The 14,488-nt window shown below is 59.7% G+C and carries 15 protein-coding genes; 12 read left to right on the forward strand and 3 right to left on the reverse strand.

Features of this window, described 5'->3' with window-relative positions:
- The first annotated feature begins 6 nt into the window (after positions 1-6).
- The 8 genes from rseP to lpxB all read left to right on the forward strand — a co-directional run bounded on the left by rseP (position 7) and on the right by lpxB (position 8,024).
- Positions 7-1,335 carry an RIP metalloprotease RseP gene (gene rseP, locus SIC14_RS14495; protein ID WP_412562630.1) on the forward strand — a complete coding sequence of 443 codons (1,329 nt, stop codon included), beginning with the start codon at positions 7-9 and terminating at the stop codon, positions 1,333-1,335.
- Between the two features lie 121 nt (positions 1,336-1,456).
- Positions 1,457-1,582, forward strand: coding sequence for a hypothetical protein (locus SIC14_RS14500; RefSeq protein WP_412562631.1), 126 nt, complete (start codon positions 1,457-1,459; stop codon positions 1,580-1,582).
- A gap of 136 nt (positions 1,583-1,718) precedes the next feature.
- Positions 1,719-4,067 carry an outer membrane protein assembly factor BamA gene (bamA, locus tag SIC14_RS14505; protein ID WP_412562632.1) on the forward strand — a complete coding sequence of 783 codons (2,349 nt, stop codon included), beginning with the start codon at positions 1,719-1,721 and terminating at the stop codon, positions 4,065-4,067.
- Positions 4,067-4,675 carry an OmpH family outer membrane protein gene (locus SIC14_RS14510; protein ID WP_412562633.1) on the forward strand — a complete coding sequence of 203 codons (609 nt, stop codon included), beginning with the start codon at positions 4,067-4,069 and terminating at the stop codon, positions 4,673-4,675. The genes bamA and SIC14_RS14510 overlap by 1 nt, the downstream gene beginning before the upstream one ends.
- A gap of 97 nt (positions 4,676-4,772) precedes the next feature.
- Complete coding sequence (gene fabZ, locus SIC14_RS14515; protein WP_412562634.1) at positions 4,773-5,243, forward strand: 3-hydroxyacyl-ACP dehydratase FabZ; 471 nt, start codon at positions 4,773-4,775, stop codon at positions 5,241-5,243.
- Between the two features lie 6 nt (positions 5,244-5,249).
- The gene (gene lpxA, locus SIC14_RS14520) at positions 5,250-6,035 is read left to right on the forward strand and encodes an acyl-ACP--UDP-N-acetylglucosamine O-acyltransferase (protein WP_412562635.1); all 786 of its coding nucleotides are present in this window, start codon (positions 5,250-5,252) and stop codon (positions 6,033-6,035) included.
- 4 nt (positions 6,036-6,039) lie between these two features.
- On the forward strand, positions 6,040-6,858 hold the full coding sequence (locus SIC14_RS14525; RefSeq protein ID WP_412562636.1) for an LpxI family protein: 819 nt from the start codon (positions 6,040-6,042) through the stop codon (positions 6,856-6,858).
- Positions 6,858-8,024 (forward strand): lipid-A-disaccharide synthase, encoded by a 1,167-nt coding sequence (gene lpxB / locus SIC14_RS14530; protein WP_412562637.1) that lies wholly within the window; start codon positions 6,858-6,860, stop codon positions 8,022-8,024. The genes SIC14_RS14525 and lpxB overlap by 1 nt, the downstream gene beginning before the upstream one ends.
- 81 nt (positions 8,025-8,105) lie before the next feature.
- Here lpxB and SIC14_RS14535 read toward each other — a convergent pair whose 3' ends face one another.
- Positions 8,106-8,726, reverse strand: coding sequence for a thiamine phosphate synthase (locus tag SIC14_RS14535; RefSeq protein WP_412562638.1), 621 nt, complete (start codon positions 8,724-8,726; stop codon positions 8,106-8,108).
- A gap of 112 nt (positions 8,727-8,838) precedes the next feature.
- A complete protein-coding gene (locus SIC14_RS14540) occupies positions 8,839-9,168 on the reverse strand; it encodes a TfoX/Sxy family protein (protein WP_412562639.1) in 330 nt (109 codons plus the stop codon).
- 167 nt (positions 9,169-9,335) lie between these two features.
- Here SIC14_RS14540 and SIC14_RS14545 point away from each other — a divergent pair, with 167 nt between their 5' ends.
- From SIC14_RS14545 to SIC14_RS14560, 4 genes are all read left to right on the forward strand, one after another.
- Positions 9,336-10,088 carry an RNA methyltransferase gene (locus SIC14_RS14545; RefSeq protein WP_412562640.1) on the forward strand — a complete coding sequence of 251 codons (753 nt, stop codon included), beginning with the start codon at positions 9,336-9,338 and terminating at the stop codon, positions 10,086-10,088.
- 86 nt (positions 10,089-10,174) lie between these two features.
- Positions 10,175-11,329, forward strand: coding sequence for a heme A synthase (gene ctaA, locus SIC14_RS14550; protein ID WP_412562641.1), 1,155 nt, complete (start codon positions 10,175-10,177; stop codon positions 11,327-11,329).
- A complete protein-coding gene (locus tag SIC14_RS14555; protein WP_412562642.1) occupies positions 11,326-12,801 on the forward strand; it encodes a carboxypeptidase M32 in 1,476 nt (491 codons plus the stop codon). The genes ctaA and SIC14_RS14555 overlap by 4 nt, the downstream gene beginning before the upstream one ends.
- 183 nt (positions 12,802-12,984) lie before the next feature.
- Entirely contained in the window at positions 12,985-13,665 is a 681-nt protein-coding gene (locus SIC14_RS14560; RefSeq protein WP_412562643.1) for a sulfotransferase family 2 domain-containing protein, read from the forward strand.
- Positions 13,666-13,687: 22 nt separating this feature from the next.
- Here the strand turns inward: SIC14_RS14560 and SIC14_RS14565 are convergent, their stop codons facing one another.
- A complete protein-coding gene (locus SIC14_RS14565) occupies positions 13,688-14,311 on the reverse strand; it encodes a hypothetical protein (protein WP_412562644.1) in 624 nt (207 codons plus the stop codon).
- Positions 14,312-14,488 lie beyond the last annotated feature (177 nt).

Genomic DNA, 14,488 nt, shown 5'->3' on the forward strand with positions numbered 1-14,488 from the left:
AACCCCTTGGACGCACTAACCATCTTTTCCGCAGTGGGCGGGTCTTTAACAACTTTCATCGCATTTGTGGTGGCCTTGTCGATCATCGTCGCTGTGCATGAATACGGTCACTACATCGTCGGCCGCTGGTCCGGTATCGAGGCCGAGGTCTTCTCGCTTGGCTTTGGTCCGGTGGTCTGGTCGCGCATGGACAAACGCGGCACCCGCTGGCAACTGGCGGCGCTGCCGTTTGGCGGCTATGTGAAATTTGTGGGTGATGCCAATGCCGCCTCTGTAGGATCCGAGGGTGAGGTTCAAGCCGGTCGCAACACGATGGCTGGCGCGCCGCTGTGGGCGCGGGCGGCAACTGTTTCCGCCGGGCCGGTGTTTAACTTTATCCTGTCGATCCTGATCTTCGCCGCCATCACAATGGTGAACGGGGCCGCCAAAGAACCGCTGGAAGTTGGTAAGGTGAATGAGCTGCCCTATGAGGTGGCGCTGCAGCCGGGCGATCAGATCCTGTCGATCGGCGGCATTGATGTGCCGACCCGCGGCGATGAGGCGACCTTTGACGATCTGCTGACCGCGCTGCCGATCGAATCCAATGTGGAATACCGCCTGCTCCGCGACGGGGCAGAGATGGTGGTGGCAACCGCACATCCGATGCCGGTTGTGGTCACTCAGCTGGCGCCGCAATCTGCCGCATATGAAAGTGGTCTGCTGCGCGGCGACGTGATCACCCATGTGGATGGCATGGAAATCCTCGCCTTTTCGCAGCTGCGCAAAGCTGTGATGGAGGCAGGGGGCAAATCGCTGGCGCTGGATGTCTGGCGTGACGGCGAAAAGCTGAAGTTCACCCTGACCCCCAAGCGCGTGGATGAGCCGCAGGCGGACGGCGGGTTTGAAACCAACTGGCGGATCGGCATTGTCGGCGGCATGTTGTTCCAGCCGGGCACCGAAACCCTGCCACCGCTGCCCGCTTTGTCAGCAGGTGTGGACATGACCTGGAACATCATCACGGGCTCGATTTCGGGGCTGTACCACATGGTGTCTGGCACCATCAGCTCCTGCAACATGTCGGGTCCTTTGGGGATTGCTCAGGTCAGCGGCGCCATGGCACGGCAGGGCCTTGAGAACTTCATCTACTTCGTTGGCATCCTGTCCACCGCCGTGGGCCTGTTGAACCTGTTCCCGATTCCGGTGCTGGATGGCGGCCATCTGACTTTCTACGCCTATGAGGCGGTGACCCGTCGCAAACCCAGTGAACGGGCGCTGCGGATCCTGATGACCGCCGGTCTGACCGTGATCCTCAGCCTGACGGTCTTTGCGCTGACCAATGATCTGTTCTGCCCCTAAGGGCCGCTGACAGTTTAACCAAAACCTGAAAAGGGGCCCGTTGCGGCCCCTTTTTTGCCTCATTTCGCCCCTATCCCTGCTGGCAGAATGTCACTACATCGAAAACGCTCGGAGGGACACCATGCAAACCTTACAACAAGGATATCGCGGCCTGAGCCTGCTGTTTCTGCTAAACTGGGACCGCCTGTTGATGATCTCGGCGATTTTCGCAGCCCTGACAGCCGCGACGGTGTTTGGCACGCTCTGACGCGCCTGATTTTCAAATCGAGACCCGATTACAGCAGTCATCCGCCGGTCTTGCCGCGCGGGTGTTTGCGGTTTTGACAATGCCCCGCAATCTCGGTACTCAGTTTGGCAATGGGATGTCTGACTGGGTTAATTAAATGACCAACTTTCTGGGGGGTCGGCGCGTTTCTGCTGCCGAGTTTAATTTGAAATTGCGCGGCCTTGGTGTTGCGATGCTGTTGTCTGCCACAACAGCGCTGACCGCCCTGCCTGATATGGCTGAGGCGCAGAGCTACCGCTTTAATTCGGTGACGATTGAGGGCAACCAGCGGATCGAAGCTGGCACCATCCTGACCTATGCCGGGATTGGCCGCGGTCAGAGCCTGACTGCGGGCGAGCTGAATGCAGCTTATCAGCGAATCATCGCAAGCGGCCTGTTCGAGTCGGTGGAGATCATTCCGCGCGGCGGCACCCTTGTCATCGAGGTGAAAGAATACCCGACCGTGAACCGCGTCCGGATTGAGGGCAACCGTCGTCTGAAAGACGAAGAGCTGGAAGCCCTGCTGGAAAGCAAGCCGCGTCTGGTCTTTAATCCAGAAGTGGCCGAACGGGACGCTGAGGTGATTGCAGAGGCTTATAGCCAAGCAGGGCGTCTGGCCTCGAGGGTCTCGCCCAAGATCATCCGACGCAGCGACAACCGAGTGGATCTGGTCTTTGAAGTTTTCGAAGGCGACGTGACCGAGATTGAGCGCATCAGCTTCGTTGGCAACTCTGTCTATCCCGACCGCCGACTGCGCCGCGTTCTGGGCACCAAACAGGCCGGGTTGCTGCGCCGTTTTGTGCGTCGCGACACGCTGGTGGAAGACCGGATCGAGTTCGACAAACAGGTGCTGAGTGATTTCTACATGTCGCGCGGCTATGTCGATTTCCGGGTCATGGGCGTGAATGCGGAGCTGGCGCGGGAACGCGACGCCTACTTCGTGACGTTCAATGTGCATGAAGGTCAGCAGTTCACCGTGGGTGAGGTGACAGTTGTTTCCGAACTCCAAGAAGCCGATTCCGATGAGTTTCTTGCCGAGTTGAAGCTGCGAACGGGCCAGACCTATTCACCGTCCGCAGTGGAATCCGCAATTTCTCGCTTGGAAGGGCTGGGCAACCGTCAGGGCATCGACTTCCTGCGGGTGGAGCCACGCATCAGCCGCAACGATCGTGACCTTTCGCTGGATGTTGAATTTGTGCTGACCCGCGGTCCGCGTGTGTTTGTCGAGCGGATTGACATCGAGGGCAACACCACCACGCTGGATCAGGTGATCCGACGCCAGTTCAAAGTGGCCGAAGGTGACCCCTTCAACCCGCGTGAGATCCGCGAAACAGCGGAACGGATCCGGGCGCTTGGGTTCTTTGGCAATGCCGATGTTCAAGCCCGTGAAGGCAGCGCGCCGGATCGTGTGATTGTGGATGTGGATGTCACTGAACAACCCACCGGCAGCCTGAGCTTTGGCGGCACCTATTCAACCAACTCGGGCCTGGGTCTGGTGATTGGCCTGAAGGAACGCAATTTCCTCGGTCGCGGCCAGCAGGTCGACCTCAACCTTTCGGGCACCGAAGGGTCGAAGGTTTATAGCCTCAAGTTCACCGAGCCTGCGTTGTTGGGGCGCAATCTGGCGTTCACCCTGGATATGGGTTACTCGGAAAGCAACACCGACAACGCCAACTACGATACCAAATCCTATCGTTTCCGCCCCGGGTTGGGCTTTGCGCTGTCGCCGAAATCGAACCTCTCGGTTTTCGGTATTGCGGAAAACACCGAAATGCTGGCCAACGCCTCAGTGACCAACGGTGGTATTGTGACCTCCGAAATTGCGCAGGCGACGGATGTGAACCTCGGTGTTGGTTATCGGCTTAGCTACGACAGTCGTGTGGGCGAATTGGAACAGGATCGTGGTTATCGGTTCTCCTTTGGTCAAGAGTTTGCGGGGAGCAGCAGCAGTCAGTTTATCCGGACCACGGCGAAAGCTTCGGCGCAGACCAAAGTGTTCAGCGATGAGATCACTTTGCGGGCCACCTTGGAAGCGGGGGCGTTGAGCTATTCCAAAGGCAACAGCCGTTCGGTGGACCGTTTCAACATCGGTGGCGGCCTTATCCGCGGCTTCCAGCCGGATGGCGTTGGTCCGCGAGAGATCGATGGCACTAACAATGATGCCTTGGGCGGCGACAAATACGCGGTTGCCCGCTTTGAAGCGGAATTCCCGCTGGGCCTGCCAGAGGAATACGGCATCACCGGCGGTGTGTTCTACGACGTGGGTTCGGTCTGGGGGCTGAGCAACGCGGCTGCGGCAACGGGGACTGTCTATTACACCGACTTTACCCCACGCCAGGTGGTGGGTGTTTCGCTACTGTGGACCACCCCGATTGGCCCGCTGCGGTTCAACTGGTCCAAGACCCTGCAGAAAGAGGCGTTTGATGAGGATCAGTCCTTCAACCTGACCATTCAAACAGACTTCTAATGCGGTTTCTCGCTTTGAAATCCTTCCGGGCCGCCGCTTTGGCGGCCCTTCTCTGTGGGGCTGCCCCCTGGGCGGTGGCGCAGGACACACAGGTCCTGCGCAGCCCAATCCTGACAATTGATTCCGATCGGTTGTTTAATGGATCGGCTTTTGGTCTGCGGGTGCTGGCTGATTTCGAAGCTTCTGGCCGTGCGCTGGAAGCAGAGAACCGCGCCATCGAAGCGGACCTGCAAGAAGAAGAGCGCCTGCTTACCGAGCAGCGCCCCGGGATGACGCCCGAGGCGTTTCGTGCCTTGGCAGACGCCTTCGACACCAAGGTGGAACAGATCCGAAGCGAGCAGAACGCCAAGCTCCGGGTGCTGACCCAACGCCGCGAAAATGCCCGACGAGTATTCTTTTCGACAGCAACGCCTGTGTTGGAAAACGTGATGGCCAGTGCCGGTGCCGCAGTGATTGTCGAAAGCCGCAGCATCTTCATGTCGGCGGGCGCAATTGACGTGACTCAGACGGTGATCGACCGTCTGGATCAGGAGATCGGCGACGGCCTGGTGCCGATCACCGTGGCCCCCTCCGAGACGGGAACGACCGCCGAGGACCGCGACCCGTAACGCCCTGTAATGTAATGTGCCCAGCCCGCGCTTGCCCCGAGAAGGGGGAGTTGTTAGGGAACGGGAAAGACAAGACCTCTGCCAGAAAGGAAATACCATGACCGAGCAGCTTCTGTCGGCGGATATCGACCTCATTCAGCGGATTATTCCGCATCGCTATCCATTCCTGCTGGTGGACAAGGTTGTCGACATCAAAGGCTACCAGTCCGGCAAGGGCATCAAAAACGTCACCATGAACGAGCCGCATTTCCAGGGCCATTTCCCCGGCAAGCCGATCATGCCCGGCGTGACCATCATCGAAGCGATGGCGCAGACTGCCGCCGTGATGGTGGGCACAGCGCTCGATATGGCTGACAAGAACATGCTGGTTTATTTCATGGCCATCGAGAAATCCAAATTCCGGCGCATGGTTGTGCCCGGTGATGTGTTGGAGCTGAACGTGACCACCACCCGTGGCAAGCCCGGCGGCAAGGTCTGGAAATTCTCTGGCGTCGCCACGGTGGACGGCGAACTGGCCTGTGAATGCGAGTTCACCGCGATGATGGATCTCAGCGCGAACGAAGGGTAACCGGCTATGGCTGCTGACATTCACCCCTCTGCCATCATCGAAGATGGCGCGGTGATCGGGGAAGGCTGCAAGGTCGGACCGTTCTGTATCATCGGCAAGGATGTGGTGCTGCATGACCAGGTGGAGCTAAAGAGCCACGTGGTTGTGACCGGCAATACGGTGATCGGTGAAGAAACGGTGATCTTCCCTTTCTCAGTTATTGGCGAGATTCCTCAGGACCTTAAGTTCAAAGGCGAAAACACCCGTCTTGAGGTCGGCAAACGCAACCGGATCCGCGAACACGTCACCATGAACGCAGGCACAGAAGGTGGCGGCGGGCTGACCAAAGTGGGCGACGATGGTCTGTTCATGGCGGGCTGCCACGTGGCCCATGATGCGATCATTGGCGATCGGGTGATTGTGGTTAATCAGGTGGCCATTGCGGGCCATGTGCAGATGGAAGATGACGTGATCATCGGCGGCCTGTCGGGCATTCACCAATGGGTGCGGATCGGGCAGGGGGCTATTATTGGCGCGCTGTCGATGGTCACTGCTGATGTAATCCCACATGGTCTGGTGCAGGCCTCCCGTGGGGAACTGGACGGGCTCAACCTTGTCGGGCTGAAGCGGCGCGGCGTGCCGCGCGCTGATATCTCGGCGTTGCGGGCAGCGTTGAAGGTCATGGCCGATGGCCAAGGCACCTTTCAGGAACGTGTGCGGGGCTTGGGCGACGAGACCGACAGCGACTACGTGCGCCAGATCGTAGACTTTGTGACCGGTGCCTCTGACCGGTCCTTCCTGACCCCGCGCTGACGCCATGAGCGGACGTCTTGCGATCCTTGCAGGTGATGGCGCGCTGCCGGTTGAGCTGGTGGCGGCCCATCCTGATGCCTTGCGCGTGACCTTCGAAGGTGTCGCACACCAGTTGACCGAAACGGTCGAGACCCACCGGTTTGAACGGTTGGGGGAGATGTTCGAGGCGCTGAAGGCACAGGGTGTGACACGCATTGTGATGGCCGGCTCCATGAGCCGCCCGCCGCTGGACCCTGCGGCGATGGATCCGCTGATGATCTCGCTGGCGCCGCGTCTGATGGCGGCCATGCAGGGCGGCGATGATGCGCTGCTGCGGCTGGTGATTGCCATCATCGAAGAGCAGGGCTTTGCGGTCCTGGGCGCCCACGAATTGCTGACAGGTCTGACGGTTGAAGCTGGCCAATTGGCCGGTCCAATGCCTTCGGATCAAGACCTGAGTGATGCGGCCCGTGGGGCCGCGCTGCTGGCCGCGTTGTCGCCACATGATGTGGGGCAGGGATGTGTGGTGGCAGGTGGGCTGGTTTTGGGGGTTGAGACCCTGCAAGGCACGGAATTTATGCTCGACACCGTTGCCCGCACAGCGCCGCATCTGCGCCGTGGCCAGAAAGGTGTCTTTGTCAAAGCAGCGAAAGCGGGTCAGGATCTGCGGGTGGATATGCCGGCGATTGGGCCGGACACAGTTGCGCAGGCCAAGGCGGCTGGGCTGGCGGGCGTTGTGGTGCAGGCGGACCATGTGATGGTGCTGGACCGCGCAAACACCCTTGCCGCATTTGATGAGGCGGGACTTTTCCTTCTGGGACAAGTGTTTGAGGCGCAGTCATGATGCGCATCTTCCTCATTGCCGGAGAGGCCTCGGGCGACCGTTTGGGCGCGGCGCTGATGGAGGGGCTGTCGGATCTCTTGGACGATGATGTGGAATTCCTTGGCGTTGGCGGCCCTCTGATGCAGGCGCAGGGCATGGAGAGCCTGTTTCCGATGGATGAGCTGTCGGTGATGGGTCTGGCAGAGGTGCTGCCGAAATACCGCCAGCTGAAACGCCGGATCGCAGAAACCGCCGAGACCGCACTGCAGGCCAAGCCGGATGTGATGATCTCGATCGACAGTCCGGACTTTTGCCTGCGGGTCGCCAAACTGGTCAAAGCTGCTTCAGATATTCGCACGGTACACTACGTCGCGCCTTCGGTCTGGGCCTGGCGCGAAGGGCGGGCGACCAAAATGGCGAAGGTCATCGACCACGTGCTGGCGCTGCTGCCGTTTGAGCCGCCCTTGATGGAGGCGGCGGGGATGGAGTGTAACTTCGTTGGCCATCCCGTGGTTTCCGAGCCGCAGGCCAGCAATGTGGAAGCCACGTTGTTTCGTGCAAAACACAAGCTGGGTCAGAATAAGACGCTGCTGGTGTTGCCCGGCTCGCGGCGCGGGGAGGTCAGCCGTTTGACCCCGGTGTTTGGCGCTGCCCTGCAAGAGATTGTGCAGGCCGAACCCGACCTGAAACTGGTGATCCCAACTACTGGCAATGTGACCGATCTGGTGCGCGAGGCTGTTGCGGACTGGCCGGTCAAACCGGTGATCCTGGATCCGCGCGGGATGGAACCTGAGGTCTATAAGCTGGAAAAAGCCGCGGCCTTTGCAGCTGCAGATGCGGCGCTGGCGGCGTCTGGCACTGTGTCGTTGGAATTGGCGGCAGCAGGCACGCCGATGGTGATTGCCTATGACATGAACTGGCTCAGCCGGATCCTGATTTCACGGATGTTGAAGGTGGACACGGTGACTTTGGTCAATCTGGTGTCGGAAACCCGCACGGTGCCCGAGTTCATCGGCAAGAACTGCCTGCCTGAGAAGATTGCTCCCGCTGTGGTGAAGGTTCTGGGCGGAGCCCGTGGGCAGCAGGAGGCGATGGAGCTGACCATGCAGCGTCTTGGCCGTGGCGGCCAGCGTCCCGGTCTGCGAGCGGCCCATGCCGTGTTGCGCGGAATGGGCGTGCAGGTCTGATGTTTAGCTTTGAAAAGTGCAACAACAAAAAGGGCGGCTCTGCGGGCCGCCCATTCTAATTCTGCCAGTTTCTGAAGTGGGTTAGCTGAACTGCGCCTTCAGATCGCTCAGCGCCTGCACCGCATCCTCCTGCGACCAGATTTCTTCGCCGATGCCGAAGAAATCGGTGAAGGGCGAGATGTCTTTGATGATTTCAGGGGTCAGCGCACCTTCGGCAACAACGGGCACTTCGATCATTTCGGACCACCACTGGAACAGGTCTTTCTCGGCCACGGTGCCGTCATCCAAACCGGTGTCGCCCAGCGGGCCAAAGGCCACATAGTCGCTGCCGCCTTCGCCTGCGGACATGCCGTCATGGCTGGACGCGCCACAGAACGAGCCGACAATGGCATCGGGACCAAGGGCTTTGCGGGTTTTGCGCACGGAACGGGCACCATCGGTCAGATGCACCCCGTCCAGACCCAGACGTTCGACCAGAAGGATGTGATTGTCGATAACCAGCGCCACGTCGCGGGCGTGGGTCACTTCGCGCAGCGCATCTGCAGCGCGGCTGATTTTATCCTCATCGCGGGTGGCCAGGGCCAGACGCACGCAGGCCACGTCATGGGCGTCCAGCACCTCGGCCAGACGGGTCGGGAAACGGGACAGCTCAAATTCGGGCGGGGTGATCAGATAGATCTGTGGCTGCTCAACTTCGGCCATCTGCGCGGCTCCTTAACGTCTGGTCTTGCGATAGGTTTTGCGGGTCTCGCGCGGCTATAACGCGGTTTTTCCGCTTTGGCTATCGCTGAGGCGACATAGGCACGCGGCTGCGCTATTTTGGCGGCAGGGCACGGGCGTTGGTCAGGGCCAGCTCCATCAACTGCAAACGGCGGCTGTCATCGCTCATCAGGTCTGTGTCAACATCGACAAAGCCGCCCATACGCCGACCGGTGAAATCCATCTCGCGGGCGCCGTCAATGGCCAGCGCTGCGGTCTCGCGCGGTTTGCCGACACGGAACATGCCGCCGTCTTTGTGGACGCCGCAGACCATATTGCCGTGCAGCAGGAAACACAGTCCGCCAAACATCTTCTTTTCACTGATGCCCGGCTCCTCGCTCAGATCATCGCGCATCAGATGGGCCAATCCTTCGTCATAAGCCATTGAGGGTCTCCGGTTAGGGTGGGCAGAGCGTAACCGGCGTTTGGACTTGTGACCAGTGGCAGGGATTTGAGCATTTGCAGATCATTGAAAGGCCAAGCCCCGCAGGAGGGGTTGGAAAGGCGGCGGGGGTGGATTATCAGGCCTCATTGGATTTTTTGGAGAGTGACATGCCAAGCGAAATGCCACAGCCGAGCTTTGTTCTGGTGCGCCCACAGATGGGGGAAAACATCGGTGCGGCGGCGCGGGCGATGTGGAACTTTGGGCTGGACCGGATGCGGATTGTGGATCCGCGTGACGGCTGGCCAAACCAGCGGGCCGTGGCGCTAGCCTCGGGCGCGGGGCGGCTGCTGGATGAGGCCGGTGTGCATGACACCGTGGCTGAGGCGCTGGACGACTGCACCTTTGTGTTTGCCACCACGGCACGCGGGCGCGGCATGACCAAACCGGTCTATAGCCCTGAGGCGGCGATGGAGCTGGCGCGGCAGAAGATCGCCGCCGGTGAGAAAGTGGCTGTGATGTTTGGCCCCGAACGTTCGGGACTGGAAAACGAGGATGTGGCACGGGCCAATGCCATTATCACCGTGCCGGTGAACCCTGAGTTCTTTAGCCTCAATCTGGCGCAATGTGTGTTGCTGACCGCCTATGAGTTCCGCCGTCAGAGCGTTGAGATTGAGGGCGAACGGGTGGAGATGGCAGGCTCTGACTGGGCCAGCACCATCGAGGTTGAGAAATTGGCGGAACATTATGAGGAGCGGCTGGATCAGGCCGGTTTCTTCTTCCCACCTGAGAAGGCGGAGGGGATGAAGGTGAACCTGCGGAACCTCTGGTCGCGGATGCGGCTGACCCGGTCTGACACGCAGATGCTGCATGGCATTATGCGCCAGATGGTGCGCTGGAAGGATCGCGGCAACGGCGAGTAAATCGTCGAGACGCAACGACATCTGGTCGCGGGGGATTGCCGCGGCTGTAAAAGACCCCATATCCTGCGCCGGAACCGGAGGGCAGAATGAGCCAGAAACGTAATATTTTCGAAGAGGTTGGCGAGCAATCTGCCAGCAAACCTGCGCCTCAGGGCGGTATGATCGATCAGGGGCGCGGTGGCGCGCGGCGTGGCATTCGCGCTTGGCTGATGGTGCTGTTTGCCATGGTGGTGGTGATGGTTGTGGTTGGCGGCTTGACCCGTCTGACCGACAGCGGGTTGTCAATCACCGAATGGCGCCCTGTGACAGGTGCCGTCCCGCCGCTGAATGAGGCGGACTGGCAGGCTGAGTTCGACAAATACAAACAGATCGACCAATGGGCGATTGATAACCAATGGATGACCCTGGCAGATTTCAAAGAGATCTACTGGTGGGAATGGGGCCACCGTCAGATTGGCCGGGTGATTGGTCTGGTCTGGGCGATTGGGTTCTTTGGCTTCCTGTTGGCGAAAAAGATCCCTGTGGGTTGGACTGGACGTCTGGCCTTTATCGGCGGACTTGGCGGTTTGCAGGGCGCAGTTGGCTGGTGGATGGTGGCCTCGGGGGTGACCTCTGGCGAGGGGGTGACCACGGTGGCCTCTTACCGACTGGCGACCCATCTGGGGCTGGCTTTTGTGATCCTTGGCTTCATCGTCTGGTATATCCTGCAGCTCAGCCGCGAAGAGCGGGAGCTGATGCAGGCGCGGCGGCAGAAAGAGGCCAAGCTTTATGGTATTGCAACCGGCTGGCTGCATCTGACCTTCTTGCAGATCCTTCTGGGCGCACTGGTGGCGGGCATTGATGCGGGTCGCAGCTTCACGGACTGGCCGATGATGCAGGGGCAGTTTTTCCCGCCCGAGGCGTTCTCGATCACACCGGTCTGGAAGAACTTCTTTGAAAACGCCGGTCTGGTGCAGTTTATTCACCGGATCGTCGGCTATCTGCTGTTTGGCTATAGCGTCATGGCGTTTCTGCGCGGCCGGGCTTCGGCGCATGGGGCAACCCGCGCGGCCTTCACCGCCGCTTTCATTGCGCTGAGCGCGCAGGTGGTGCTGGGCATTTACACTGTTGTGACCGCCGCGCCGTGGAATGTGGCGATTGTCCATCAGGTCTTTGCCATCCTTGTCTTTACCTTGATTCTGCGGGCGCGGTTCCTGGCCGCCAACCCGATTGTGACCTCTATTCGTGGAGCTGTGAAATGAGTGCGTTTGATGAACTGATGGGCTTTGCCCGGGATACCGCCGCCTTGGGCCAGGTGGCGGGCCGGTTGGGCTGGGATCAGGAAACCATGATGCCACGCGGGGCAGCCGATCAGCGGTCCGAGGAAATGGCCGCGATGGAGAAAATGCTGCACGCCCGTCGTACCGATCCCAAGGTGGGGGAATGGTTGGCGGCGATTGATGTGGCCACGCTTGATGAGGTTGGACAGGCGCAGCTGCGTGAAATCCGCCGTTCGTTTGAGCGCGCCAGCAAGGTGCCGGCGGATCTGGCGGTGGAAATCGCCAAGGTTACCAGCAAAGCGCAGGGCCAATGGGCGCAGGCGCGCGCGGACGAAGATGTGCCCGCTTTCCTGCCGGTATTGGAACAGGTTGTGGCGCTGAAACGTCAGGAAGGTCAGGCACTGGCAAATGGCGGTGACGTCTATGACGCCATGATCGACGACTATGAGCCCAACATGACCGCGGCCGAGCTGGCGGATATGTTTGGCACCATGCGGCCCCGTCTGGTGGCCCTGCGGGAGGCTGTGCTGGCCGCTGAAGCCCCGCAGGCGCTGAGCGGGCATTTTGATCCAGCCAAACAGATGGCGCTTAGCGAGAAACTGGCGCTGGCCTTTGGCTATGATCTGACCCACGGTCGCATCGACAAGGCGGTGCATCCCTTCTCTTCGGGGTCGGGGCTTGATGTGCGCATCACCACCCGCACCAGTGAGCTGGATCCGTTCAACTGTTTCTATTCCACGATCCACGAAGTGGGCCATGCCTGCTATGAGCAGAACGTCGATGACGCCTATCTGCTGACCCCGATTGGCGGTGGCGTGTCGATGGGCGTGCATGAAAGCCAGAGCCGGATTTATGAAAACCAGCTGGGGCGGTCGGCGCCGTTCACGGGGTGGCTCTTCGCTCAGATGAAAGAGGCCTTTGGGGAGTTCGGCATCGACTCGGCGGCGGAGTTTTACCGCACTGTGAACCGGGTGAACGACGGCTATATCCGCACCGAGGCTGATGAGGTGCAGTACAATCTGCATGTCATGCTGCGCTTTGATCTGGAACGTGCCCTGATGCAGGGCGATCTGGCGGTGATGGACCTGGAAGCGGCCTGGAACGACCGGTTCCATGCGGACTTCGGCTATGCGGTGGACAGGCCATCGAACGGCTGTTTGCAGGATGTGCACTGGTCGGTCGGCCTGTTTGGCTATTTCCCAACCTATTCGCTGGGCAATGTCTATGCGGGCTGCCTGAACAAAGCGCTGCGCGACGCGTTGCCAGATCTGGACGGGCAGCTGGCCGAAGGCGACACCTCGGCAGCAACCAAATGGCTGGGTGAAAACCTGCAGACTCACGGCGGCCTTTATGCCCCGCGCGACGTCATCACCCGCGCCAGCGGCATGACGCCAAGTGCTGGGCCTTTGCTGGACTATCTGGATGAGAAGTTCAAAGGCATTTACGGGCTGTAACATCTGAGCAGGGGAAAGGGGCCGGGAGGCCCTTTTTTGCCTCTTTTCTTGCCCCGGTTACTCACCTTGGCGTGCAGGCAATCGGGCGCCAGCGACGCACTGTTTCTCTGGTGGAAACGATAAGGCTTTGATAGGTTTAAGGAAGAGAGTGCTTCGGCCATCACTATTGAGAATTCTTCGCCCATGACCGTCGAAATTCCCGCTCATAAACTGGTCTATATGCCGGTGCCCAAAGCCGCCTGCACCTCGGTCAAGGCGGCGCTGTCGACCATCGATCCAGCCAGGCCCCTGACAGCGGCGCAGATCGCAGAAGATGAGCATATTGTTCATGATGTCTACCAGACGCGCCGGTTCCGGCCGCATCGCTGGGAACCGTTTTGCGACGGCACCTGGTGGCGGTTTGCGGTGGTGCGGGATCCATTGAAGCGGGTGTTGTCGGTCTACACTGACATGATCATGAGCCGTAATATCCTGTCGCACAGCCCACGTCTGCGCGATCAGTCAGAGCTGCCGATTGATCCCGATCCGGATTTCTTCTTTCAAAACCTACTGGAATACATGGAGCATTCTTCGATCATCAAGCACCATGCGCTGTCTTCGCATCTGTTCCTTGGCAAGGATCCGGCGCAGTTTGACCGCTGGTATCGCACCGATGAACTGGATCTATTGGCACAAGACATGTCGGACCACGTCAGGCGGGAAGTGAAAATCCCCCGCGCCAACTCTTCCAAAGGCAAGTTGGATCCAGACGAATTAAAGCTAAAAACTCACAAGAGCCTCGCCGGCTATCTGGAGGAGGAATATGAGGTTCTGTCAGGCTATTTTCCCAATCCTTACAAACGCAGCCTTTCTTCGCTGATCTGACCCTCTGTCGCTGTGGGCGGTGTTAGCGCCCCTGAAAGGCGCTGTACCAGTCACGGCGGTTGAAGGTGACACCTTCGCCCAGTGTCAGATTGGCCATGATGCCGAAGGTGGTCGCGTTGCCATCATGCTGTGACACACGCGCCGACATGCTGGCCCCGCGGCCCAGATCGCGGCTAAGGCCAAGGTAGACACTGTCGGCATTGCCGCTGTCCAGATCGGCGAAATGGGCGCCGCCAAAGGCTTGCCACTGCTGCGTTGCGCCGAATTCAAACGTCGCTTTAAACCCGCCCAGCGTGCCAGAGCCGGTGGCCCCAGTGGTGATTGGCTTTTGCTGGCCAACATAGGCCTCCAGTCCCCAGGGGCCGGGGCGATAGGCCAGTTCTGCGCCATAGATCAGGAAACTGGTGCCAAGGCGGTCCTCACCGCTGACAAAACCACCGATATCAAGGTCGTCGTTTGGACTGTAGATCAGGTGAAGCCCCAGAAAAGGGGAGGTGGAATCGACCGCTTCGAACTTACTCATCCCCAGATCAATCTGGGCGTTGAACGGGCTGTCGAAACGGGTCTGGAACGACCCTTCGGCGCGTTTGAAATTCACACTGGTGTCGCTGTTGTGGGCAAGGTTCAGACGCAGCTCTCCCGACAACAGGTCTTCTGCCAATGCAGAGGTGGGCAAGAGGGCCAAAAGCGGGAGTGCGTACCGGAGAGGAGTGAAATCAGGCATGTCAGATCCATCAGAAAGAGAATGTGGTTTAAGGCGTTAATATGTGGGGCGCAGGTACGACCGGGAAAGATCTGGATCAAAGACGGCCGAACATGTGCA

This window comes from Thalassobius sp. MITS945101, assembly GCF_047123305.1.
Classification (GTDB): Bacteria; Pseudomonadota; Alphaproteobacteria; order Rhodobacterales; family Rhodobacteraceae; genus Thalassobius.